The organism is Psychrobacter sp. H29, assembly GCF_059073055.1.
Genome location: NZ_JCACRY010000001.1, coordinates 1550950 through 1576247, shown reverse-complemented (window position 1 = coordinate 1576247; position 25298 = coordinate 1550950). Strand labels below are relative to the sequence as shown.

Below are 25298 nucleotides of genomic sequence, written 5' to 3'. Positions count from 1 at the left end.
TGCTGTGTCAAAGGGCACTAAATTAAGCTATTATCGAGGAAGATGCTGCTGCGCTTAATTAAGGGCGCTGCACTATGTTTAAGAAATTATGTTTAAGAGATTATGTTTGAGAAACTGTCTCTAAGTGACGGTATCTAAAAGGCTGTCTCTAAGAACGTATCTCCTAAACCTCAGGGCTGACCCAAAACAATATATGACTAGGACGGTTTATGTTACATCTTCATCATTTAGCAAACTCACGCTCGTTTCGTATCATTTGGCTTCTAGAAGAGCTAAACGCCGATTATCAATTGACTTGCTATGAGCGCAATAAAGCATACCGCGCCCCTGATAGTCTAAAAAAAGTGCACCCAATCGGTAGTGCGCCAATGCTAGAAGTAGACGATCGCGTATTGCTTGAATCGGGATTCATTATTGAGTATTTGATTAAGCACTATGACAAAGAAAAACAGTTCAAGCCTGACGATAGTGACGAAGCGGCGTGGGAAGCCTATACGTTTTGGCTACATTTTGCAGAAGCCTCGCTGATGCCGTTGTTGGTTATGCGTCTAGTGTTTACAAAGGTTGTGAGTCAGTCACCTATGTTGATCAAACCGATTAGCAAAAAAATCCAAGGTCAGGTCGAAAAGAACATGATCGGAAATGGTTTGGACAAAATGCTAAACATGATGGAGCAACACTTGAGCAAAAACCATTGGTTTGCAGGCAGCGAGTTTAGTGCCGCTGATATTCAAATGCACCTCGCGGTTGTAGGCGCGAATGCGGGCGCAGGCTTGAACAAGAGTAAATATGCCAATATCTTAACGTGGCTACAACGCTGTGAAGAAAGAGATGCCTTTAAGCGCGCCGAAGAAAAAGGCGGGCGTCTTAATTTTTAGATGATGCTGGTATTATCGAATTGGTATCATCAATAAGCACTGCTCAATACTTGGCTTATTACTCGAGTGGATATTTAGATAAAAGGTTTTGTTTATTTTTAAGCAAAGCCTTTTTTAGGATAAAATAATGACAGATTCCAATAGACCGAATCATACAAATCTAACCAAAGACATCAAACCCAACCAGCCATCAGGACAGAATATGCAAGATAGACAAGCTATTGATAGCCAACAGGTATCTATCAAGGCATGGTCACAAAAACTACTGGTTGTTATTCTATGTGCCGCCAGTTTTTATGGTGGTTGGAAGTCTTATGAGTCCAACATGGTCAATGAGTGTACCGCAAATGGTGGGCAAATGATTGAGGCTCAACGAACCATGATATGTCAGCGGTCATAATAAATACCTCTGACAAATAAAAGGCATCATCTATGCTAAAGCTAACCTTTTTGGGAACCTCTGCAGGGGCGCCAACCAAACAGCGTAACGTAACTGCGTTGGCAGTTGAGTGCTTGAATGTTCATAATTCTGGTTTGCAGCAGCAGAGCCGCTCACAGCATAGTAGCAATCAAAATAAAAAATCACGACCTTGGCTACTCATTGATTGTGGTGAAGGCACACAGCAGCAGCTGCTACATACCAAGTTGTCTTTACGTCAATTGACTGCTATCTGCATCACTCATGTCCATGGTGATCACTGCTATGGTCTACCAGGATTGCTAGCGAGTGCTGCGATGTCAGGACGCCGTGATCCGCTAACGCTCATTGCGCCCAATGCGATTGCTACCTTGCTTGAGGCCATTATCTCAACGACTGAGCTATATCTGACCTTTACGCTTGATTTTGTGTCGATAGAAGACTTACTCTCACAAGAGAGTGACCAAGGTAAAGTGACGCTAGAGTTAGATGGACAGCAGCAGATTATGATAGAGGTCTACCCGCTATCGCATCGCGTGCCGTCCCATGGATTTGGTATCACTCAGACCATTAGCCGCCGACTATTGAATACCGATAAACTCAAAGAGAATGGTATCCCAGCAAGTCCGCTATGGGGCAAATTACAACAAGGTGAAGATGTTATCACTGAGGATGGTCAGCAATTGCGTTCAGTAGATTATGTTCATAATGATATGCAGCGTACAAAAGTAGTGGTGGCAGGTGATAATGATACGCCAGAATGCCTGAGTGATGCTGTTGCTGATACAGATCTGTTGGTGCACGAAGCCACTTATACGCATGAGGTGTTGATGGCTATTCAAGCCAGAAATCCAGAGTTTGACCCTATGCATAGTAGCGCGCATATAGTGGGTACATTCGCGCAAAACACAGGTGTGCAGAATCTGATTTTGACCCATTTTAGCGCTCGTTATCAAAGCTTTGATAACCCAGAGAGCGAAACACCAAATATGGCCTATATCCGCTTAGATGCGCAAAGTGTCTATAAAGGTAATCTATGGTTAGCGTCAGATTTTGCACAATATACGGTCGATGGTGCTGCCACCTTGGTAGACGACCAGCAAGATAACCGCGTACAGTATGTGGGTTCTGCACGCAGCAATCAGTTATGACTTTATAGACATAACTTTATAGACATGACTTTATAGGTAAGGTGTTACGGGTATGGATTAGCAGCTATTGCTTATTTGTGGTCCTCAAGCGCCAATTGCGTCTTGCCGCTCCAGTAACGGCTAAATTGATAAGCCACTCGTCCTGAGCGCCCACCACGTTCAGAGGCCCAGCGCAAAGCATCCATTCTTATCTTGTTGGCCAAGCTGCCATCATCCGCAGTCACCTCCACATCATGATCAGTATGTGCCGAGATTTTCCGTTGTTCTAAATTCAGGTAATGTTGAATAATTTGCAAATAGGTCTGTTGATCCATAGGATGAAAGGTCAATGATAAGCCAAACCGATCTGACAACGACACAGTCTCATCAATAGTCTCGTAGGGGTTAACCTCGTCGGTCTGACCATTATAAATATCAAGATTGTCTTTCATCATCTGAGGGAGCAGACGACGGCGATTACTGGTGGCATAGACCAGTAGCTTGTCTTGCTCAGAGTCTAGCGCGCCATCCAGCACGCTTTTTAGCGCGCGGTAACTTTCATCTTGACCATTGAACGCCAAGTCATCACAGTAGACGATGTAGCGACAGTTCGAGTCTGCTGGCAGCTCATTAATAGCCGTGCGAATCTTATCCAGTACTTGTAGATCGTCACGCGCAATCTCAATAATACGCAACCCTTCGCTATGATACGCTTGTAGCAAGGCACGAATCAGTGAAGATTTACCGGCACCGCGTGTGCCTGTCATCAAGACGTGATTAGCAGGATAATCTCTTAAAAATTGGCGCGTGTTCTGTACCAGTTTTGATTTTTGCGTATCGATACCTTGCAGATCATCTAAACTCAAAAACAGATTGACCGATAATGGCTGCAGGTGACCAGTACGTCCACCAACCCAGCGATATGCCAGTTGATCAGGGTCAATCTCAATAGTGGGTGTGACGTGCTCTTGCAGATACTGACTGAGCAACTCTAACAAAGGGGCAGGCAGGGCATATTGGGTAGACTGTGACATAATAACTCTAGCGGTAAAGTGGCAGTTGGGTAATAAGATAGTGGCGTGATTGGGGCGGTGCAATATGATAGACAACCACACTGTGAAAAATAGTGCCAGTAATTCGCCTATTAAACAAGCCTTGCAAGCGAAGTCTGGGCAACTATTGCCAGTCATCACCCAAGCATTGTCAGAGCGAGCATATAGTAAAATAGCGCATCAGCGTATTAGTCAACAATACAGAGAGGGAAGCACAGAGCAGACTCAAGAGAGCGACACGCAACATATTAGGCAGAGCAGGCAGCAAAACTGCTATCAAGGTCTAACGCGCGCCCAACATTTACAGTATGGCAGGGTGATGATCAAATGGGAAATATCCAGCACTTCAAATGTGCTACAAAACATCTCAGATCTAACTTATGAAATAAGCGTATTACAATCGCTAAGTGTTTCGCAGAAGGTTCAACTTACTACTATCACACCATCTGTATTTGACAATTACGATATAGATATCGGAGTGTTAGGGCAGCCTCAGCGATTAACGGTATTGGTTATGCCGTATTATGAAAATGCTAGCCTAGCCAAGCTGCTAAACCATCAGCGCCACTCATTTCTAACTGACGAGCAAAAGCATCATTTGCTTGTACAGTCCGCTCAGCTCATCCTCAGTCTACACACAGCTGGTTGGTTGCATAATGATATTAAACCCAGTAATTTTTTGTTTAGCAATATTATCAACATCCCGAAGGATAATGCTGGTAGCGACCATAAAGCATCTGATTTACTACTGACGGATTTTGCATTAGCCCAAAGAAGTGATCAACCAAACGCAATAAATTCTGCTAGCGGCACACCAGCATACTTAGCGCCTGAGCGTTGGCAAGGGCAAAAGGCAACCATACAAAGTGATATTTACGCGTTTGGTATCATGATGGTTGAGATGTTGACGGGCGCGCGACCATTTAGTATAAATTCTAAAAGTCAGCAAACAATGACAGATTGGGCCATGCAGCACTGCCAACAACCTATTATTAGGCTACCAATAGCATACGCTCACTATCAAAGCATTGTAGATAAGATGCTGGCGAAGCGAGTAGAAAAACGATATAAGATGATGGAAGAGGTATTGATTGACCTTTGGGTAATTTAATATGTTTGAGATACACGTATTAAATTAATAAGTATCTTGTGTAAGGATGAAAAGTATGGAAGAAAAAACTTTAATATTTAAAGATGTTGAATTGTTATCAATGAAAGCTGATGAATTATTATTAAGTAGAGATAAGGAAAAAGTTCAAGAGTTTATTGAGCAGATTCTGACTAATAGTTACACTTTCGAAAATCTACGTGATGAAGCTCAATTCTATTACACAATAGGCAACTGCTTGCAAGAAGTTTATAGTTATAGAGAGTTAGATTGGTTTTCTGACGATTTAAGTCAAGCAGTAATTTCTTATCGAAAATCTTTATATGCTTTACAGAAAATAAAAAAATTAACCTACAATGATCAAATTTTGAAGGGCAATGTTGAAACCAACTTGGGCAATAGTCTTAGTTCACAAGGGCGCTCGTTTTGTTGCATTCCTCTTTGGGATAGTGCCTATGAATGTACTAAAAACCCAGTATCTATAATTTCAAAGGCAAACAATGAGCTTTTTATTGCTGGAAATTTATATGATCACGGACATATTGAATATCATCAATATATTGCATATGGGCTTGTAATATTAGGTCTAAATACTATTGAAGAGCTATATCCTGAACAAAAAATTGCTTATGTAAAAGGGAGTGATCTTATAAATTTCAAAACATGGTTCGAGAAGTGTTATAAAACGCAAGATTTCGAGTATTTCCATAAATTTGAAGAAAGTTTTGAAACGGATAAGCAAAAAGATTATTTAGAATGGTGCGGTAACAATAGGTTCTTTCTTAATGATTTAAATGATGTATGTATCTCACAAGTTGTTTACCAAGATATCATGACTTTACCATCAATTTCGACAGAAATTAATAGTGCTTTATCCTTGGACGAAGAGCTTATTTACCATGGTAATTTTGATGAAATAAAAAATGATTACTGCTACGCACGTTACTTAATTTTTTTAGCTCAAAATATGTCAAATGAACAGACGCACATTTTTAACGAGACATACCCCCACGTTAATGATATGTCATACTCAATTACCAATATCAAAGCTAGTCATTATAAAAGCGCATTTAGAACACTCTACTCAATTTTCGATAAAATCGCATATTTTATTAATCGATTTCTTGATTTAAATAATATTGGGAAAGATCATAGAATTAGCTTTGATAGTGTGTTCAAGGAATTAAATAATAATAAAAGATGGAAGCCAAACGAGAAAATTAAAGATAGTAAAAATCATTTTATCCATGCGCTATTTTATATTCTTAAAGATCTTCGGGATGTCAAGGGCGCTACGCCTGTAAGTCTTTGGCTAGATCCAGACGCCAAGTCATTTTCAGAAATTAGAAATGCCATTGAACATCGATCTTTAAAAATAGTTGATGATTTTGGCTATGAATTAAGCCAATTAGATATCGTATTTAGAAGTTCTGAGCTTGAAAACATACAAAATGAGGTAATAGCCTTAGAAAACCTTATTGATACGACAGCAGCTGAAATTACTGTGGTGGAAAAACTAGATAATAATGCTCTTAAATGTTTGTTACAAACTAAAAAATGCAATTTAAAGGATGATCTGAAAGAAAAGAAAACAAAAATCTATGAGAAAGATAAGCGTTCAAATCATTCTTTAGTCGTTACGGAAAGTGAGTTCGAAGCAAGAGTCATTATTTTAATGAAGCTTGTTCGTAATTCTATTATGTATCTGTCATTGGCTATACATTTAGAAGAAAAGCAAAAGCCTAAAGATGATAGGTTAGCGATTAATCTTGAAACCCCTCTAAAATAATTAAATTACAGACACAAAAAAACCTGCTAAAAAGCAGGTTTTGATATTTGGTCTAAGATGTACTATCCGAAAATGGTGGGGCTGGAGAGACTCGAACTCTCACACCTTGCGGCGCCAGAACCTAAATCTGGTGCGTCTACCAATTCCGCCACAGCCCCATTTTCCGTTACTCTATCATCAAAAGCGATTAAATTCAAACGCTATCTAGACAGTTAACTGATTCGGTAGTGCGTCTCAGTGGTTGGCTATTATATAGAGTTTGAATTTTTGGTCAACCCCTATTTGCATTTATTTTTAACTATTTCGCAATTATTTTTCGTTATTTCTATAAATATCTGATTTTAATAGCATTTAAATTTCGCGTTTTTGATGATTAATTAACCATTAATTAATCCTTGGAGGGTACTCTTGGTGCAGAGATATCTAGTTGCTGTAATTTACGGGTTAAGGTATTGCGTCCCCAACCGAGCAAACTTGCCGCTTCTATCTTTTTACCGCCGCTATGATTGAGTGCTGCCGTCAATAAGACCCGTTCGAACTCAGGCGTTGCGGTTTGTAAAATATCAGTCTCGCCTGTGTTGAGAGATTGCTCGGCCCAAATAGCAAGTACTTGCTGCCAACTCGGGTTTGTAAGAGTGTGACTGGTTTTGGTGTTTGGACTGTCTTGAGCATTATTTATGGCAGCGTCGCTGTTTTGTAGTGCAGGAGTTTGAGTTATTTCTTGCGGTGATAGACCATGCTCTTGGTACAGCTCTGCATCTGCTGGGATGTTTTCGAGCAGCTCAGGTGGCAAGTCTGCCGCCGTCACGGTATCACCAGTCGCCATTACTGTGAGCCATAAGCAGACGTTTTCAAGTTGACGGACATTACCTCGCCAGTCAAAGGCTTGCATGATCTGTACGGCAGCAGGATGTAAATGCTTGGCGGCCGTGTTCATCTGCTCAGCGGCAGACTGCATAAAGTGAGCCGCTAATGCTGGAATATCTTCGGGACGTTTGCGCAGTGGTGGTAGTGGTAGACGGATGACATTGAGTCGATAAAATAAGTCTTCACGAAATCGATTTTGGGTGACCAGCTCTTCTAAATTTTGGTGAGTAGCCGCGATGATGCGTACGTCGACTTGGATCGGCTGCTGTCCACCAACGCGGTAAAACTCGCCATTAGCCAGTACGCGCAGTAAGCGCGTTTGAGTGCTAAAAGGCATGTCACCAATTTCATCCAAAAACAACGTCCCACCATCAGCCTGCTCAAAGCGACCTTGCCGGGTTGTCGTTGCACCAGTAAATGCGCCTTTTTCATGACCAAATAACTCAGATTCAATCAAATCATGAGGTATCGCTGCCATATTAAGCGCAATAAAGGGCTGCTGCTTACGCGGTGAGTGTTGGTGCAGGGCGCTGGCGACCAATTCTTTACCTGTGCCAGACTCTCCTGTGATCAACACAGAAATAGGGGACTGTGCCAATCGACCAATGGCGCGAAACACCGTTTGCATAGCCTGTGACTGACCCACTATGCCGCTAGGATTACCATTGTTTTTTGGATCAGGGATCACTTCAGCGTCATTTTTAGCGTTTTTGGTAGGTGAGCTGGTTGCTATAGGTTGTCCATCACTCTCAGAGGTGTCAGTGGTGGTGACCTGACTGTCAGGTTCGCTTGGATAGTCAACTGCAGCCATGTTTGGTTGGTAGTTGATGGCTTTGTAGATAGTGGCCACTGCATCATCTAAATCAAAAGGCTTGGGCAAGTATTCAAAGGCACCTGTCTGATAGCTATTGATAGCAGAAGTGAGGTCTGAATGTGCTGTCATAATAACAATGGGCATATCAGGGAAATGCTGATGTACCCAGTCGCTAAATGACAGACCATCCATCATTGGCATACGAATATCAGTTAATATGACATCTGGTAGCTGAGCGTCTGATTCTGGTTGTTTTAACGAATCGTTGAGACGAGTCCATGCTGCTTGCGCTTGGGTAAAACTGATTACCGTCAGTCCTGCATCTTCAAACGTATCTGCCAAAACCATACGCAGTGCAGCATCATCATCGATCAACCATAGCGTAGCAGGGTGGTCGCTAGGGATATTATTAACGGTTACTATTGGGGATTTGGCATCGCTTTTAGGTTTGTGGTTATCACTATATTCGGTCATGTATCGGGCCTAATGAGCAATTGTTATTGTTGGTTTGGGATTGAGCGTCTTATAATTTAGCAGTTTTAGAGCATAATGTGTTCTACGTTTCAGCGATAGGCTGGGTAAAGGGCAGATATAGAGTAAAACGTGTTTGATTGTCACTGGCTTCTTTTGTAGAACTCACATCAATCATACCATGGTGGTGGCTGATGATATCTTGCACGATTGATAGCCCAAGACCAGTGCCTGCAGCACGGCTAGTCACCATTGGGAAAAATATCTGTCCAATGAGTGCAGGATCAATGCCTGAACCATTATCGGTAATGGTGATTTGCAAGACTTGCTTGTGCTGCTGTCCTATAATGGTGTGCTGAAAGGCAACGCGAGTCTGAATGTGCAGAGTTGGCTGATAATCAGAATTTATATTGGCTTGCAGGTCAGCGGATGATGCACCCTCAGCGTCAGAGAGTTTGTTTTGTTGCAGCGTTTGCTCAAACTCAGTCATAGATTCACAAGCATTATTGATAATGTTCAAAAATACCTGAATTAACTGATCTTTATCAGCGCACAACTCAGGTAATGACAAATCATAATCTCGCTGTATGGCTATTTTTGGATACTGGCTGACGACTAAAGTCAGCACATGCTCTAGGGGTTCATGGACATTCAGTGTCTGCCAGTTTGGTAGTTGGTTGGAGCCAAGCAACTGCCCAATCAGATGTGTCAAGCGATCGGTCTCTGAGATGATGATATCGGTATAGTTGCGCAGTTTTTTATTCATTTTTTGCAGATCATCATTTGTATCAGCGCTGACACTCGATGAAGTACTGCTAGCGGTAGCATCCTTGTTGGTGGTCGTGACATCACTGAATTTGATAAATTGTCGCTGCAATAATTGCGCGGCACCGCGGATACCTGCGAGTGGGTTTTTGATCTCGTGAGCGACTGACCGCAGCATATGACGGGCAACGGCATATTGTTGCTGCTGGCGCTGCTCCTCTGATATACGGCTTTGACGATCTTTACCCCACATCTCAATGATGAAGTATGACTGCTGCTCATAGATCACAGGCGTCACGCTATAGTCAACAGAGAGTAGTAGGTTGCCATTTAATGGCGTCTTGATGAGGTGATCATGGTCAATAAACGGTTGCTGGTAATCTTGCGCTTGACTAAAACGCTCTCTTAAAGAGCAGATAGGCTCGTCCAGATGCCCATTCTCACTACTGTCGCTATTGCCCAAAGTGGTGCTTTCTTTGGGTTTTAATTCTTCAGGTGCCAATAGCGTTAAGATAGACTGATTGATTAACCTTCCACTGCTAATAGCCAGCAATTGCTCTGCTTGTGCATTTAAACGTGTAATCGATAACTGGTCATTAACCCATAAAATAGCAGTAAATAGATGCTGTGATACAAATGCTAAATCAGGTGTGGTTTTGGTAGTGATAAAATCAGCGGTCATGGATGTTACCCAAAAAATAGGATGTTTGATTGAATATTTAACCACAAATCAAGACTATAGAGCGGCAAAACTGGTGATTTTTGCAAAAAAAACGTACAATGCGCTCAGCCAATTTATCTCTAGCAAGGTCAGCCATGTCCAAAATTTCTACCGAGTCAGTGAATACGACAACGACAATCCCTACGTCAGCCGTAAAAGATACTGCCACCGTCTTTAATCCTGCTAAGCCAGCCATAGCAAAAGAGCAGAGCCAGACCGATGTCAGTCAAGCAAATGCTGACCAGCCTTACCATCATAAAGCCAACCACAATCAAAACCGCAATATTACCCAAAGTAGCCACGCCACTTCAGCCTCGACAGCGAATGCCACGGCTACGATGCCAGTCAGCGCTGCACCAAAGATTGGGTTTGTGTCACTAGGGTGCCCAAAAGCATTGGTAGATAGTGAGCGTATCATCACTGAGCTGAGCCGTGATGGCTATCAAGTTGCCAGCGACTACGATGGTGCTGATTTGGTCGTGGTCAATACCTGCGGCTTTATTGAGTCAGCGGTTCAAGAGTCACTTGACGCGATCGGCGAGGCCATTAGCAAAAACGGCAAGGTGATTGTCACGGGTTGTCTGGGTAAAGAGGCGGACAAGATCCGTGAAATGCATCCCGCTGTACTCGCAGTGACGGGCGCGCATGCTTATGATGAAGTAATTACGGCAGTTGCACAGCATGTGCCAAGACCAAATCGCAGCTTGGACGCCAACTACGATCCAAAAATAAATCTGATTGATGAAGCGGGCATCAAACTCACCCCAAGTCATTATGCGTATCTAAAGATATCAGAAGGCTGTAATCATCGCTGTACGTTCTGTATTATTCCAAGTCTACGTGGTGATTTGGCATCGCGTCCGATTGACAATGTTATGAATGAAGCCATGGCGCTCAAAAAAGCAGGCGTAAAAGAGCTGCTTATCATTTCGCAAGACACCTCAGCCTATGGCCTTGATCTAAAGTATAAGACCAGTTTTTGGAATGGTATGCCGCTCAAGTCTAAATTTTATGACATGTGCCAAGCATTGAATGATTTAGGGATTTGGGTGCGCTTGCATTATGTCTATCCGTATCCACACGTAGACAAAGTCGTCGAACTTATGGGCGAAAAGAAACTGTTACCTTATCTCGATATTCCGTTTCAGCATGCCAGTCATCGTATCCTAAAAGCAATGAAACGTCCTGCGCACAGCGAAAACACCTTAGCGCGTATCAAAGCATGGCGTGATATCTGTCCTGATATTGTGATTCGTTCGACCTTCGTGGTTGGTTTCCCTGGTGAGACCGAAGAAGACTTTCAGTGCTTGCTTGATTGGTTAGTAGAGGCTCGCCTAGATCGCGTGGGTGCCTTTACGTATTCAGAAGTCGAAGGCGCAGTTGCCAATGATTTGCCAGATCACGTGCCTGAAGATATTAAGCAGTCTCGCTACGAGCGCTTGATGGCGCTGCAACAAGATATCTCAGCGCAAAAACTGCAGGAAAAAGTAGGTAAAACTTTAATGGTATTGGTCGATGAGATTGATAGTGATGAGAATATTGCTATTTGCCGCAGCTATGCGGATGCCCCTGAGATCGACGGTCACGTCTATGTCGATGAGATCAACGATCAAGTCAAAGTTGGGCAGTTCTTAACGGTAACGATTAATGATGCTAGTGAGTACGATCTATTTGCCAGTTATCAAGGTTAGGCATTTGACAAGATATACGAGTGAAAATTGCCCAATGGCGGGCAGTTTTTGCTACAATTAGCGCAATTTAGCCTGTTTAATACGCTTGTCTTTAAGTGCAGCGTTGCGACCAAACTTGATTTGTGTTTTACCCATAATTTTCTTTATAATTTCATGATAATAAGGTGACCTCATGTCTGACAAAAACCCGCGTTACGCTCGTATCTTGCTAAAACTCTCTGGCGAAGCCTTGGCTGGTAGCAAAGACATGGGTATTGATACCGAAGTGCTTGATAAAATGAGCCTGTCTATTGCTCACTTGCGCGGATTAGGGGTTCAAGTCGGTATCGTGGTCGGCGGTGGTAACTTATATCGCGGTGCTCAATTGCAAAAAGAAGGCTTGGTTGGCCGTGTCACTGGTGATCAGATGGGCATGCTAGCGACGGTAATGAATGGTCTGGCGATGCGCGATGCCCTTGAGCGTCGCAACATCAAAACGCGCCTGATGTCTGCATTGCCAATTGGTGAGGTTACCGAAAGTTATAGCAGTCGTAATGCGATTCGTTATCTCAAAAACGGTGAAGTTTGTATCTTCGTTGCAGGGACCGGCAATCCATTCTTTACGACTGATACAGCAGCATGCCTGCGCGGTATCGAGATCGAAGCGGGCTTGATCCTAAAAGCAACTAAGGTTGATGGGGTTTATGACAAAGACCCAAGCCTACACGCTGATGCCAAAAAATATGATGGTCTCACTTTTGATGAAGTGCTAGAGCAAAAACTTGGCGTGATGGATTTGACGGCTATTGCGTTATGCCGTGAGCATAATGTACCGCTACAAGTCTTTGACATGACCAAACCCAATGCCCTGTTGAACGTCATCATGGGCGAAAACGAAGGGACACGCGTTTTTCATTAATTGATGTGGCACTAAACGCAGAGTTTAGCAAGCAGCTCATAATTAACACCCTAATAGTAAATAAAAAATTTGTCGATAGCGATAAATAAGGACACATAATGATTAAAGAGATTAAGCAAGACGGCGAATCACGCATGCAAAAAACACTAGAAGCGCTTGAGAGTACTTTTAGTAAAGTCCGTACTGGACGTGCCCATCCAGGCATGTTGTCAGGTGTCATGGTCAGCTACTACGGTTCTGATACACCGCTAAACCAAGTTGCAAGCGTCAACGTTGAAGACTCACGCACCTTACTGGTTCAGCCGTTTGACCGTACCATGGTTCAAGCAGTAGATAAGGCTATTCGTGAAGCGGACTTGGGTCTAAACCCAATGACTGCTGATGTGATTCGTGTGCCAATGCCAGCATTGACAGAAGACACTCGCCGCGACATGCAAAAACTTGCACGCGGAGAAGCGGAGAGCAGCCGTGTGTCTATCCGTAATATCCGCCGTGATATGATGAATGACATCAAAGATTTGGCAAAAGAAAAAGAAATCTCAGAAGATGACGAGCGCCGCGCCAATGATGATATTCAAAAAATCACTGACAAGTATATCGAAACTATCGATAGCCGCTTAAGCAAAAAAGAAAGCGACCTGATGGAAGTCTGATATTGATATACTTGCTATTTATAGCAATGCTCAATTCAATCGACTATTTATAATGTGACAGCCAATACGTGATAACTATTGGCTGTTTATTCTTGGATATATCGATATGCATTTATTGATCTATCCATAACTTTGTAGTGTTTGCCCACAACATGGCAGACTATAGATTAGATGGTTTAGTTTACAATCTATTAAGGGATTTTATCTCTCAATGACGATAAGTTTGTGAATTATTTACATGACGCTTTTTAATCGCTGCTGCACACGTTATCATTATTTCACCTTAATAATAAGCAAGTTTGCCTATGTCCTCTCCAGCCGCTATTGCACCTACTGTTCTTCCTCATCATATCGCTATCATTATGGATGGCAATAATCGCTACGGTAAAGCCAATAAATTGGGCAAGGGCCAAGGTCATATTGCTGGTAAAAATGCGCTAGATCCTTTGGTTGAGTATTGTGTCGATGTTGGTATCGAAGTGCTGACCGTATTTGCGTTTTCTAGTGAAAATTGGCAACGTCCACCTAGTGAGGTGGCACTATTGATGCAACTATTGGCATCAACCATCAATGAGCAAATGCCGCGTATGCATAAATACCGCATTCGTTTGCGTTTCATTGGTGATCGCAGTCAGCTTAGTGAAGAGCTGCAAGCATTAATGCTAGATGCTGAGCAAAAGACCGCGAACTTTGAGGCAATGACATTGGTGATTGCCATTAGTTATGGTGGACAATGGGATATCGCCCATGCCGCAAAACAACTGGCACATCAGGTGCAGTCAGGTGATCTCAATCCTGAAGATATCAATGCTGAGAGGCTTGGTGAGCAGGTACAATTGGCCGACGTACCAGCAGTAGACATGCTGGTGCGTACAGGCGGTGACTACCGGATATCTAATTTCTTGTTGTGGCAAGCGGCCTATGCAGAGTTGTTTTTTACGCCAACTTTATGGCCAGATTTTGTCCCACAAGAACTTGCTTCGATGATTGCCGAGTTTGCACAGCGTCAACGCCGCTTTGGCAAAACTAGCGAGCAGGTTGTGACAGAGCAGCAAAGCCACTGAAGTGTTTGTCGTCATAAAAATTCAATTAGTACCCTATAAGTGGTCAATATCGCTTGCTTGTGAAATGATAAACCGCTTTAATTAGTGTCACTGCTGTTATTGGGCGATAATCGACTAGCAACTACAATACATCTCTTGGCTGTATTTTCATCATCATTATAAGGCTCGATAAGTATGTGGCAACGAATTAAGACGGCAATTATTCTCGTTATTATCGTTGGTATTGCAATGTTTGCGAGCCAAACACCTGTTTTATTTGCGCCTCTGCTAGCGGTTGGCGTGGTTATTGCGGCTCACGAGTGGGCAAAGCTAATGCCGAAATGGCGTCAGCCGATTGTATTTGTGTTATTGGTATTCGTCATTACTGTATTGTCGCTTATGTTCAAGGTGACTTGGCTATCTTGGTGGGTGGCGTCACTAGTCATATGGCTGATGGCGTTATCTTGGGTCAAAGTATTCCCCACGCAGACCAAATGGTATGGTAAACAACTAGCATTGATGGGTGTGGTCATTTTGACAGCGTCAATCACAGCGATGTTTTATCTGTGGCAGCTATCAGCATGGTGGCTCCTTTACGTGTTCCTATTGGTATGGTGCGCTGACAGTGGGGCTTACTTCGTTGGCCGTAAGCTTGGTCGCCGAAAGATGGCACCCAATGTCTCACCCAATAAAAGTATGGAGGGCTTAGCTGGTGGCTTGGTTACCGGTTTACTGGTAGTGGTTGCGATCAGTGTGTTCCAGCTACAGCTGACAGGACTTGCGCTAATTGCTTTTGCCGCACTATCTGCAATCACTATTCTTGCCTCTGTACTTGGTGATTTGTTTGAATCAATGCTCAAACGTCGTGCTGATGTCAAAGACTCTGGAACTATTTTGCCAGGTCATGGCGGTATATTAGATCGCATTGATTCATTGTTATCCGCCACGCCTATATTTGCCCTTGGTTTTTGGCTGATACAGCAGCTGGGTTTAATAGTGGTATAAAATGACAGGGTCGCTTAGCTGGTTGTATGAGTATAATACTCAAGCTAAGTGATTGTCTTGGCGAGCGCCTCATACATAGCATTATTCACGATTACATCATTTTATAGTTTTTCATATCTTGTTTATTCTTCTTTTACTTTCTAAATATCATAGGCATCAATGGTTATGACCCAACGCATCGCCGTATTAGGCGCGACAGGCTCGATTGGCGATAGTACGTTAGCAATTTTGGCTGTGCAGTCGCATCTCTACGAAGTCTACGCATTATCAGGCTACTACCGTTTAGACAAGCTGTTTGCACTGTGTCAGCAGTTCTTGCCAAAGCGCGTCAGTGTGCCAATGGCAGCGGTAGATGATTTTGCTAAAAGGCTTAAAGTGGCAGGAATCGATAGTGATGTCGTAGGCGGAGAAGAAGGGCTAGTAGATATCGCCACTGATCCGCAAACTGATACTGTTGTTGCCGCTATTGTAGGTGCAGCAGGGCTGCCGTCTACTTTAGCCGCAGCGCGTGCAGGCAAGCGTATTTTGCTTGCCAACAAAGAGGCCCTAGTGATGGCAGGGCAAGTCATGATCAATGCAGTCAAAACGCATAAAGCCACTTTGCTGCCACTCGACTCTGAGCACAATGCTATTTTTCAGTGTTTACCGCCTGCTATTCAACAAGACAACACCCAAATTCATGAGCCAGACCATGGTGTCCGTAAGCTATGGCTGACTGCCTCTGGCGGTCCATTTTTGCAACAGTCATTTGAGCAGATGCAGCAAGCAAGTGTGGCCCAAGCGGTCAAACATCCTAACTGGTCAATGGGGCAAAAAATATCTGTCGACTCGGCCACGATGATGAACAAAGGACTTGAGCTGATAGAGGCCTGTCATCTGTTTGACTTGCCTGAAGACAAGATAAATGTGGTCATTCATCCACAAAGTATCATTCACTCAATGGTAGAATATAGTGATGGCAGTTTTTTAGCGCAGCTGGGCAGCCCAGACATGAAAACCCCAATCGCTCATGCACTTAGCTACCCGAATCGTATTGATAGTGGCTCGCAGCCTTTAGATTTGTTTGAACTCAGTGGTTTGGAATTTATTGAGCCTGATCTGCAAAAGTTTGCCTGTCTGCGTTTGGCGCGTCAAGCCATGCAAACTGGTACGCAGGCGACTATTGTCTTAAATGCAGCAAATGAAATTGCAGTCGCCGCATTTTTGAATGGTCAAATACGCTTGACTGATATTGCAGATATTAATGAGCAAGCTTTGAATGACATACAGTTGCCACCCTTAGATGCCGCTGCTGATATCGAAGATATATTAGCCATTGATAAGATAGCACGTCACCTGACTGACAAACTTGTGGCAAAACTGGCGTAATTACTCCAAGCATGGCTGAGTAAAAAGGTGGTTGAGACGGCAGTACTGATAAAATATGTCAATGTTAATAAAAGATGCTAAGAACCCTACTGAGAAAAGATCATGACGTTTTTACTAACGCTTCTTGCGGCAATATTTGTCTTAGGTCCACTCATCGCTCTGCACGAGTGGGGGCACTATATTGTGGCACGGATGTGCGGTGTCAAAGTATTAACATACTCTATCGGTTTTGGTCCTAAACTGTTTGGTTGGACCAGTAAAAAAAGCGGTATCGACTATCGTATCTCTGCCTTACCACTGGGCGGTTATGTCAAAATGCTTGATGAGCGTGAAGGCAATGTCGCAAAAGATGAGCAGCATTTGGCATTTAATCATCAGCATCCACTCAAAAAAATTGCGATTGTTGCCGCCGGTCCCATCATGAATTTTATCATTGCCATCGGGCTTTTTTGGGTGTTATTCATGACACCATCTGAGCAGTTGGCGACTAAGATTGGGCAGGTACTGCCAGACACACCTGCGGCAATGGCTCAGTTACCTGTCGGTGATAAGATTGTTGCGATTGACGGACATGAGGTACAGACGTGGGAAGGTATCAACTATCGTCTTGCAGGGCGTATGGGCGAGACGGACAATGTGAGCATCACCCTACAGTCGGATACCCAAGCCAATCAATCGACCCAAACCTATCAAGCTCCCGTCACCCAGTTTATGCAAGGTGAGGCACAGGGCAAAGATGCGTTGACCAGCTTTGGGATGTTGCCATGGCAGCCACAGATTGCGCCGATTGTTGGCGGTTTGGCTCCTGATGGCGCCGCCAGTCGTCAAGGTCTACAAGTAGGCGATCGTATTACAGCCATCAATAACGAAGCAATCAAAGACTGGATCAGCGCCACGCGTATCATCCGTGATAATCCTGAGGTATTGCTTGAGTTCACTGTGTTGCGTGATGATAAGACTGTTCAGCTACAGATCATGCCGCAAGGGAAAAAGGACAACATGGGCAACGACTATGGACAAATTGGTGCTATGGTAGACCAGACTGAGATCGTGATCCCTGATGCTTACAAAACCACCGTGGTCTATGGCCCTGGTGAGTCTTTGGTCAAGTCGTTCGAGAAGACTGAACAGCTCGCCGTGATGACAGTAGACTCTATGGGCAAAATGCTCTCAGGAATGATTGGTCTAGATAACCTATCAGGTCCGATTACCATTGCCAAAGTTGCTAAACAAAGCTTCGATATCAGTTGGCAGATGGTACTATCGACTGCCGCACTCATCAGTTTAAGCCTGGCGGTATTGAATCTTTTACCCATTCCCGTATTGGATGGTGGTCATATTGTTTATCATTTTATTGAGCTGATTCGTGGTAAACCGCTCTCTGAAGGGGTGCAAATGGTTGGGCTAAACATCGGCTTACTCTTACTGGCAGGTTTCATGGTGTTAGCAATTGGTAATGACATCAGTAGGCTGTTTTAATCGATTAATTCGTAATATATTTGATAAACCACGATATACTAATGGTTTAGTGACTCTTATCTACTGATCGTTGCTATGATACGCAAGATATTTTGTGTCGTAGCCTCTGTACTAATCGTAATTTTTAGTTTATTTTGTGATGCATTTTATATAAAGTGTTCTGAGTCAGCCATGTATGGAGTTGCAACTTCATGCAAAACGGGCTAGACAACATATATTTTTTAACTTAACTTTAGCAAGTTTTTTATTGACGGATAGTGTTTATGCGTACGCCTTTATTTATGAGCGCGGCTGGGTTGCCGTTAGTTGTAGCAATGATGAGTATGCCAGTACAGGCTGCAGAATTTGTAGTCACTGACATCGGTTTCAATGGTTTGCAACGCCTAACCCCTGATAGCCTCTATCCGGTCCTACCTATTACGGTAGGAGATACGGTAAATGACAGTAGCTTGGCTGCCAGTATCAAGGCACTATATGCGACTGAAAATTTTGCTGATATTCAAAGCCGTGTCGAAGGCGGTAATCTAAGGTTCGACGTGGTTGAGCGTCCAACCATTGCTGAGGTAAACTTCGAGGGCAACAAACTCATTCCAAAAGAAGGTCTTGAGCAAGGCCTTGGTAATGCTGGTTTGTCAGTTGGTGATGTACTAAAGCAGTCAACGCTACAAGGCGTGGCTAATGAGTTACAACAGCAGTATATCAGTCAAGGATATTACAACAGCAATATCGAAGTAGATCAGACAGTACTCGATGGCAATCGCGTCAAACTTGATGTGCGTTTTATCGAAGGCAAGCCTGCCAAAGTGGTCGATATCAATGTGATCGGTAACAAACACTTTAGTGACGAAGAAATCAAAGATGTCTTTGCGGTAAAAGAATCGTCATGGACACGTTTACTCTCAAAGTCTGACCGATATGCACAAGAAAAACTGGCCGCCAGTTTAGAGAATTTAAAAGCGCTGTACCAGAATGATGGTTATGTACGTTTTGCAGTAGATAATGCGGTACTAAATATCAGTGAAGACAAGCAGAGTGTGTTTATTGAAGTCAGTCTGACTGAAGGTGAACAATATCAGTTTGGTGAGACCAATTTCTTAGGCAAACCTACTTTTGATAACAATGAATTGAATGAGCTGGTTACTTTTGCACCTAACGAAAAGTACTCACAAGCCAAATTAGATGCCACTACTGCCGCGCTCAAAAGACGCTATGGTAACGAAGGGTATTATCTAGCCCAAGTCAGACCAGTACCACGTATCAATGACGATACCAAAATGGTTGATGTAGACTACTATATTGATCCTGCACGTCCTATTTATGTTCGCCGTATTAACTTTACAGGTAACTTAAAAACACAAGACGAAGTACTGCGCCGTGAAATGCGCCAGCTAGAAGGGGCGCTTGCGTCTAGCGAAAAGATCCAATTGTCACGCACACGCCTTATGCGTACAGGGTTTTTTAAAGCGGTCAATGTCGATGTAAAGCCAGTGCCTAATCAGCCAGATCAGGTAGATGTTAGCTACACGGTAGAAGAGCAGCCTTCTGGTAGCTCAACGATTGCAGCGGGTTACTCTCAGAGTGGCGGTGTGACGTTCCAGTTAGATTTGACCCAAAATAACTTTATGGGTACAGGTAACCGCGTCAAAGCGGCACTTTCTCGCTCAGAGACACGTGACTCTTATAGCTTGGGCTATACCGATCCGTATTTTACAGAAAATGGCGTCTCGCAGGGTGTTAGTGCCTACTATCGTAAGACCAAGTATGATGATGACAACGTCAGTAACTATGTGACAGACTCATATGGTGCAACGCTAAATTATAGCTATCCTGTTGATGAAACCAAGCGTGTTAGTGCAGGTCTCAATGTTGACAACACAAAAGTACGTGGCGGTCGCTTCCTAGGTATCTCGAATGCTCAAGAAATTCTTGATGATGGTGGTACACAAACATTTGACGAAGACGATGATGGCGTTTCGACATTCAGAAATGACTATCAAACCTATAACTTATTACTTGGTTGGGACTACAGTACGCTAGATCGTCCAGTATTTCCAACTAAGGGTATGAGCCATAGTGTCGATGCCACTATCGGTTTGGGCGACGCAAATTATCAAAAACTTGTGTATAGCGGCAACGTATATTATCCGCTATATAAAGATGTAGTCGCACGTGGTTACACCAAGCTTGGCTATGGTAATGATTTGCCTTTCTACGAGAACTTCTACGCAGGCGGCTACGGCTCAGTACGTGGTTATGAGTCGTCTACTCTAGGGCCTAAATCACAAGTGTATTATGACGCGGTCACTGATCCAGACGACCAAACCTTTTTAGCAGAAGAGGTTGGTGGTAATGCATTAGTTACTTTTGGTAGCGAGCTGATTTTACCGATGCCATTCAAAGGCGATTGGGCAGATCAAGTACGTCCAGTGCTATTTGCCGAAGGTGGTCAGGTCTTTGATACCTCTGATAAAGAAGACAGAACCTTTAATGATTCAGATGTACCTCTATTAACGCAAGACAATGAATTCCGCTTTAGTGCTGGTGCCGGTGTGACGTGGTATACGCCAATTGGTCCAATCTCACTCAGTTACGCGGTGCCTTTCAATGACAAAGAAGGTGATGAGACCGAAAAAGTTCAGTTCCAGATCGGTAATACATTCTAGATTACTAATAAAATCTATCTAACCGCGCTTATGTTTATGTGAATAGGTTAGAATGTCATTAGTTTCCAGTAGGTCGTCAAAATAACAATGTGTTTTGACGACCGTTTTATATACACCTATATTCTATTAATAGTCATTATGATAACGATTGAGCAACTTATCACTCGGATCGAGCAGCGGCAGCCTATTATCAATAAGGCTGATCTGGATGCTGATCAGTTATGTCGACCATTTGTCAGCGTCGGCAGTCTAACCACTGCTGGTGAGCAACAGCTCAGTTTTCTAGCAGACCCTAACTACATCTCTAGCTTGTCTACTAGCCAAGCAGGTGCCGTTCTAGTTACAGACTCGTATCGGGATCAAGTGCCTGCATCAGCCGTAGCATTGGTAGTATCAAATCCATACTTGGCTTATGCCAGCGCCAGTCAGCTGTTTGCTCGTAAGCTATCGTCCAAAGGAATTCATCCCAGTGCTGTCATTGCTGATAGTGCTATTATTGGCAATGAGGTTACTATCGGTCCTTTTTGTGTGATTGGTGAGCATGTACAGGTAGGGTCACGTAGCTCGCTAGAGTCCCATGTGGTCGTCGAAGCACATACTGATATCGGTACGGATTGTGTCATCAAGCCACAAGTCGTTATCGGCCATGATTGCGTTATTGGTAGCCACGTTAGACTACATACAGGGGTGAGCGTAGGTGCTGAAGGTTTTGGGTTTGCACCTACCTCAGATCCTAGTACCTCGGGTTGGGAACGTATTGCTCAATTAGGCCGTGTGGTCATTGGTGATCACGTGCGTATTGGTAGCCAGACTTGTATCGATCGCGGCGCCATTGACGATACGATCATCGGCAACCATGTTATTATTGATAACCTAGTACAGGTTGCTCATAATGTGCGTATCGGCGATGGTACAGCTATTGCTGCCCATACGGGTATTGCAGGTAGTACTACCATTGGCAAACGCTGCATTATTGGCGGTGCTGTTGGTATTACAGGCCACATCGAAATTACAGACGATGTCGTGTTGTCTGGTATGACGATGGTCACTAAATCCATAAAAACTGCTGGTTCATACTCTTCTGGCACCGCTGCGATGCCAACTGCTAATTGGCGACGTGCAGCAGTACGCTTTCGTCAGCTTGGTCGCAATTAATCTACACAATCAATCAATATTCAAAACACAGCAAGGAAGCGGCATTATGAGCAGCAACAACATAGATATCCCAACTGATGAAGATATCAAAAGCTTGGCTGAGCAAGGTCTTAAGCTACCACTAACGTACCAGACGATTAAGCATTATTTGCCGCATCGTTATCCTTTTATGTTGGTAGATAGAATTGTCGCTTGTACACCTGGTGAGTGCATCACGGGTATCAAGAACGTGACGATCAATGAAGAGTTTTTTAATGGTCACTTTCCTGATGAGCCGATCATGCCAGGGGTGCTGATGGTAGAGTCAATGGCACAGGTTTCAGGCGTGCTTGGGTTTATTAGTGCTGGTTTGACCGCAGAAGATGGTTATCTTTACCTGTTTGCAGGCGTAGACAAAGTGCGCTTTAAGCGTCGTGTCATTCCAGGTGATCAACTCATCATTCGTGCAAAAACAGTCATGCAACGTCATGGTATTTATAAGTTTGATTGTACAGTACATGTTGAAGATGAGCTTGCTGCCAGTGCGCAAATTATGATTGCACGCCAAGAGCAGCAAAAAATCAAAAATGCATAAGCGAAAAAGTGCGTAGTCAATAAAAGCGCATAAAAAGTGATATCAAACCGACCATTACAATTATAATTAGCAGGTATATTTAACAATACAGCCTAGTATTAATATCATTAATGAGGCTAGATGGGTTGTATTGGGCTTACTATTTACTCGTATTAAATGATACAAGGGTTCACACTATGAGTCAGATTCATCCAACAGCACTCATCTCCCCATCTGCGCAGATTGATGAGACTGCCATTATTGGTCCTTATTGTATCGTTGGTGATGAGGTGTCCATTGGTGCACATACGGTACTGCATCGCCACGTAGTCGTGACTCGGCTAACACGTATCGGTGCGCACAATCAGTTTTATCAGTTTGCAAGTGTTGGCGAAGATCCACAAGATCTGAAGTATGCAGGAGAGCGCACTTGGCTTGAGATTGGCGATCATAATACCATTCGCGAAGCGTGCAGCTTACATCGCGGGACTGCTCAGGATGGCGGGCTGACTAAAATAGGGTGCCACAATCTACTGATGGTCAATACTCATGTGGCGCATGACTGCGTGATTGGTGATCATAATGTATTGGCAAATAACGTCGGGGTAGCAGGTCATGTGTCCATCGGTAATCACACAATTATAGGTGGTAACTCAGGTATCCACCAGTTTTGCACCGTAGATGATTATAGTCTAGTGGGTGGGGCCAGCTTGATTCTAAAAGATGTGGCTGCCTTTACTATGGTGTCTGGTAATCCAGCCAAAACCCATGGTATGAATGTTGAGGGAATGCGCCGTAAAGGCTGGTCGAAAGAGACTATTAACGCACTCCGTCAAGCGTACCGTGTGATTTTTAGGTCAGGTTTGACGACGGTACAAGCGCTCGAAACGCTTAACAATGAGCTACTGCCTAAAGAGCCAAAAATACAGCTGCTTATCGATTCACTACAAAACAGTCGCCGCGGTGTGGTGCGCTAAAAGGGTATTATGACTACTAACCTATGATGCCATTTTATATTTTTTAATTTGCCAAAAGGTTATTAATAAAAGATAATAGCGCCAAAAGCCATAACCAATTGTTATGGCTTTTTATATTTATGAATACTTGACTTTTTTAGTCGCTTAGCAGAAACTGAGCGTTTACGATATTGTAAACAATTCTTTCTTAATGTTACTGGGCGCTTCACATCGAAGTGTTTACTGAATAGTTCGGTAGTGGTACTGGCTATTTGTGGTGATCAAGGATGATTATCAGTGACATTAATTTGAGCACGAGGACGGAAAAAATGGCTATCAACAAACAAGAACATGCACAGTGGAGCTCAAGTTTTGGCTTCGTATTGGCAGCAGTAGGCTCGGCAGTAGGTCTAGGAAATATTTGGAAGTTTCCATACATGGTAGGTGAAAGCGGTGGTTCAGCTTTCGTTATTGCTTATTTATTCTGTATCGCTCTGGTTGGTTTTCCTATACTGGTTGCTGAGTGGCTAGTTGGTCGCCGTGGACAAAAAAACCCAGTCAACACTTTTGCAGATGTCGCTGCTAGTGAAGGCAAGTCACGTAGCTGGAGCATCGTTGGTGCTACTGGTATCTTGGGTGGCTTTTTGATTCTATCGTTTTATAGTGTCATTGGTGGCTGGGCACTTAACTATATTACAAAAATCTCAACAGGTAGCTTTGTGGGTCAAGACAGCGATTCTGTCGCTGCAACCTTTGACGCTATGCTCGCATCAGCGGGTACATTGACGATTTGGCATACCGTATTTATGATCTTAACCGCGGTCATCGTTGGTATTGGCGTCACAAGTGGTATCGAAAAAACAGCTAAGATCTTAATGCCATTACTGGGTGTTATCTTGTTCGTTATCGTTGGTTATAACGTGATGAATGGTGGTTTTGGTGAGGCAGTGGCTTATCTATTCACGCCAGACCTTAGCAAACTGACAGCTGACGTTATGCTGGCAGCACTAGGTCATGCGTTCTTCACACTATCGATTGGTATGGGTATCATGGTTGCTTATGGTTCGTACTTAGGCCGTGAAGTGAACTTACTAAAAACAGCACGTACGGTTGTTATTTTAGATACCGTTATTGCGTTGGCTGCTGGTCTAGCCATCTTCCCAATTATCTTTAGTAATGGTTTAGACCCTGCTGCAGGTCCTGGTCTTATCTTTGTTAGTCTACCGATTGCTTTTGGTAGCATGAGTGCAGGTACTATTGTTGGTGCATTGTTCTTCTTGCTTATCACCTTTGCTGCTATCACTTCATCTATCTCACTACTTGAGCCAACCGTTGAGTTATTAGAAGAGCGTACCTCGATGAGTCGTACTGTATCGACTATCGTTGCAAGTACGGTAATCTGGCTATTAGGTATTGCTGCATTGCTATCGTTCAACCTATGGTCGGACTTTACTATCATGGGTAATGGTATCTTTGATGCACTTGATAAGCTTACCAGTAAGTTCTTATTACCTCTGACTGGTCTTGCTGCTATTTTATTCGTTGGTTGGAAGATGGATCAACGTGCTATCCAGCAAGAGCTTGGTTTATCTAATGGCACATGGCAGCTTTGGCAGATCGTTGCAAAATTCATCGCCCCAATCGCTGTTGTGGTGGTATTTGTAACGTCGCTAATGGGCTAATATTAATAGTGATTTAGCACTACTAAATCATCTAATGTTAAAATAGCGCACAGCAAAAAGGGCTTAAGATAATTCTTAAGCCCTTTTTCTATGTTTAACAATGAAGCTATCAATAATCAAAGCTATCAGTAAGGCTTGC

General features: G+C 43.4%; 20 protein-coding genes and 1 tRNA gene. 17 read left to right on the top strand and 4 right to left on the bottom strand.

Annotated features, from left to right (window positions below):
• Positions 1 to 209: 209 nt before the first annotated feature.
• The 3 genes from AC5JP1_RS06150 to AC5JP1_RS06140 all read left to right on the top strand — a co-directional run bounded on the left by AC5JP1_RS06150 (position 210) and on the right by AC5JP1_RS06140 (position 2447).
• Positions 210 to 878 carry a glutathione S-transferase gene (locus AC5JP1_RS06150; protein WP_443524650.1) on the top strand — a complete coding sequence of 223 codons (669 nt, stop codon included), beginning with the start codon at positions 210 to 212 and terminating at the stop codon, positions 876 to 878.
• Between the two features lie 127 nt (positions 879 to 1005).
• A complete protein-coding gene (locus AC5JP1_RS06145) occupies positions 1006 to 1278 on the top strand; it encodes a hypothetical protein (protein ID WP_493843530.1) in 273 nt (90 codons plus the stop codon).
• Positions 1279 to 1310: 32 nt separating this feature from the next.
• The gene (locus AC5JP1_RS06140) at positions 1311 to 2447 is read left to right on the top strand and encodes a ribonuclease Z (protein ID WP_493843529.1); all 1137 of its coding nucleotides are present in this window, start codon (positions 1311 to 1313) and stop codon (positions 2445 to 2447) included.
• Positions 2448 to 2518: 71 nt separating this feature from the next.
• Here AC5JP1_RS06140 and AC5JP1_RS06135 read toward each other — a convergent pair whose 3' ends face one another.
• Positions 2519 to 3460, bottom strand: coding sequence for an ATP-binding protein (locus AC5JP1_RS06135; protein WP_493843528.1), 942 nt, complete (start codon positions 3458 to 3460; stop codon positions 2519 to 2521).
• A gap of 64 nt (positions 3461 to 3524) precedes the next feature.
• Here AC5JP1_RS06135 and AC5JP1_RS06130 point away from each other — a divergent pair, with 64 nt between their 5' ends.
• Complete coding sequence (locus AC5JP1_RS06130) at positions 3525 to 4589, top strand: serine/threonine-protein kinase (protein ID WP_493843527.1); 1065 nt, start codon at positions 3525 to 3527, stop codon at positions 4587 to 4589.
• Positions 4590 to 4644: 55 nt separating this feature from the next.
• Positions 4645 to 6375 (top strand): LA2681 family HEPN domain-containing protein, encoded by a 1731-nt coding sequence (locus AC5JP1_RS06125; protein WP_493843526.1) that lies wholly within the window; start codon positions 4645 to 4647, stop codon positions 6373 to 6375.
• A gap of 73 nt (positions 6376 to 6448) precedes the next feature.
• Here AC5JP1_RS06125 and AC5JP1_RS06120 read toward each other — a convergent pair.
• The 3 genes from AC5JP1_RS06120 to AC5JP1_RS06110 all read right to left on the bottom strand — a co-directional run bounded on the left by AC5JP1_RS06120 (position 6449) and on the right by AC5JP1_RS06110 (position 9974).
• Positions 6449 to 6533, bottom strand: a tRNA-Leu gene (locus AC5JP1_RS06120).
• Between the two features lie 230 nt (positions 6534 to 6763).
• Entirely contained in the window at positions 6764 to 8530 is a 1767-nt protein-coding gene (locus AC5JP1_RS06115; protein WP_443524575.1) for a sigma 54-interacting transcriptional regulator, read from the bottom strand.
• An 82-nt stretch (positions 8531 to 8612) separates the two neighbouring features.
• A complete protein-coding gene (locus tag AC5JP1_RS06110) occupies positions 8613 to 9974 on the bottom strand; it encodes a two-component system sensor histidine kinase NtrB (RefSeq protein WP_443524574.1) in 1362 nt (453 codons plus the stop codon).
• Between the two features lie 134 nt (positions 9975 to 10108).
• Here AC5JP1_RS06110 and rimO point away from each other — a divergent pair, with 134 nt between their 5' ends.
• The 12 genes from rimO (at position 10109) to AC5JP1_RS06050 (ending at position 25159) form a co-directional block, all read left to right on the top strand.
• Positions 10109 to 11704, top strand: a complete 1596-nt coding sequence (gene rimO, locus AC5JP1_RS06105) for a 30S ribosomal protein S12 methylthiotransferase RimO (protein WP_493843525.1) — start codon at positions 10109 to 10111, stop codon at positions 11702 to 11704.
• A 172-nt stretch (positions 11705 to 11876) separates the two neighbouring features.
• Positions 11877 to 12602 (top strand): UMP kinase, encoded by a 726-nt coding sequence (pyrH, locus tag AC5JP1_RS06100; protein WP_319050043.1) that lies wholly within the window; start codon positions 11877 to 11879, stop codon positions 12600 to 12602.
• 98 nt (positions 12603 to 12700) lie between these two features.
• Positions 12701 to 13255, top strand: coding sequence for a ribosome recycling factor (frr, locus tag AC5JP1_RS06095; RefSeq protein ID WP_319050044.1), 555 nt, complete (start codon positions 12701 to 12703; stop codon positions 13253 to 13255).
• 305 nt (positions 13256 to 13560) lie between these two features.
• On the top strand, positions 13561 to 14319 hold the full coding sequence (gene uppS / locus AC5JP1_RS06090; protein WP_443524571.1) for a polyprenyl diphosphate synthase: 759 nt from the start codon (positions 13561 to 13563) through the stop codon (positions 14317 to 14319).
• A 174-nt stretch (positions 14320 to 14493) separates the two neighbouring features.
• Complete coding sequence (locus AC5JP1_RS06085; protein WP_443524570.1) at positions 14494 to 15303, top strand: phosphatidate cytidylyltransferase; 810 nt, start codon at positions 14494 to 14496, stop codon at positions 15301 to 15303.
• 159 nt (positions 15304 to 15462) lie between these two features.
• Complete coding sequence (gene ispC / locus AC5JP1_RS06080; RefSeq protein ID WP_443524569.1) at positions 15463 to 16671, top strand: 1-deoxy-D-xylulose-5-phosphate reductoisomerase; 1209 nt, start codon at positions 15463 to 15465, stop codon at positions 16669 to 16671.
• A 102-nt stretch (positions 16672 to 16773) separates the two neighbouring features.
• Positions 16774 to 18150 (top strand): RIP metalloprotease RseP, encoded by a 1377-nt coding sequence (rseP, locus tag AC5JP1_RS06075; RefSeq protein ID WP_443524567.1) that lies wholly within the window; start codon positions 16774 to 16776, stop codon positions 18148 to 18150.
• A gap of 263 nt (positions 18151 to 18413) precedes the next feature.
• Positions 18414 to 20813: an outer membrane protein assembly factor BamA gene (gene bamA, locus AC5JP1_RS06070; RefSeq protein ID WP_443524566.1), complete on the top strand. Its 2400-nt coding sequence runs from the start codon at positions 18414 to 18416 to the stop codon at positions 20811 to 20813.
• Positions 20814 to 20951: 138 nt separating this feature from the next.
• A complete protein-coding gene (lpxD, locus tag AC5JP1_RS06065; protein WP_493843524.1) occupies positions 20952 to 21968 on the top strand; it encodes a UDP-3-O-(3-hydroxymyristoyl)glucosamine N-acyltransferase in 1017 nt (338 codons plus the stop codon).
• 46 nt (positions 21969 to 22014) lie between these two features.
• On the top strand, positions 22015 to 22542 hold the full coding sequence (fabZ, locus tag AC5JP1_RS06060; protein WP_443524564.1) for a 3-hydroxyacyl-ACP dehydratase FabZ: 528 nt from the start codon (positions 22015 to 22017) through the stop codon (positions 22540 to 22542).
• A gap of 176 nt (positions 22543 to 22718) precedes the next feature.
• Positions 22719 to 23498, top strand: coding sequence for an acyl-ACP--UDP-N-acetylglucosamine O-acyltransferase (lpxA, locus tag AC5JP1_RS06055; RefSeq protein ID WP_493843523.1), 780 nt, complete (start codon positions 22719 to 22721; stop codon positions 23496 to 23498).
• Between the two features lie 308 nt (positions 23499 to 23806).
• Positions 23807 to 25159, top strand: coding sequence for a sodium-dependent transporter (locus tag AC5JP1_RS06050; protein ID WP_443524561.1), 1353 nt, complete (start codon positions 23807 to 23809; stop codon positions 25157 to 25159).
• Positions 25160 to 25298 lie beyond the last annotated feature (139 nt).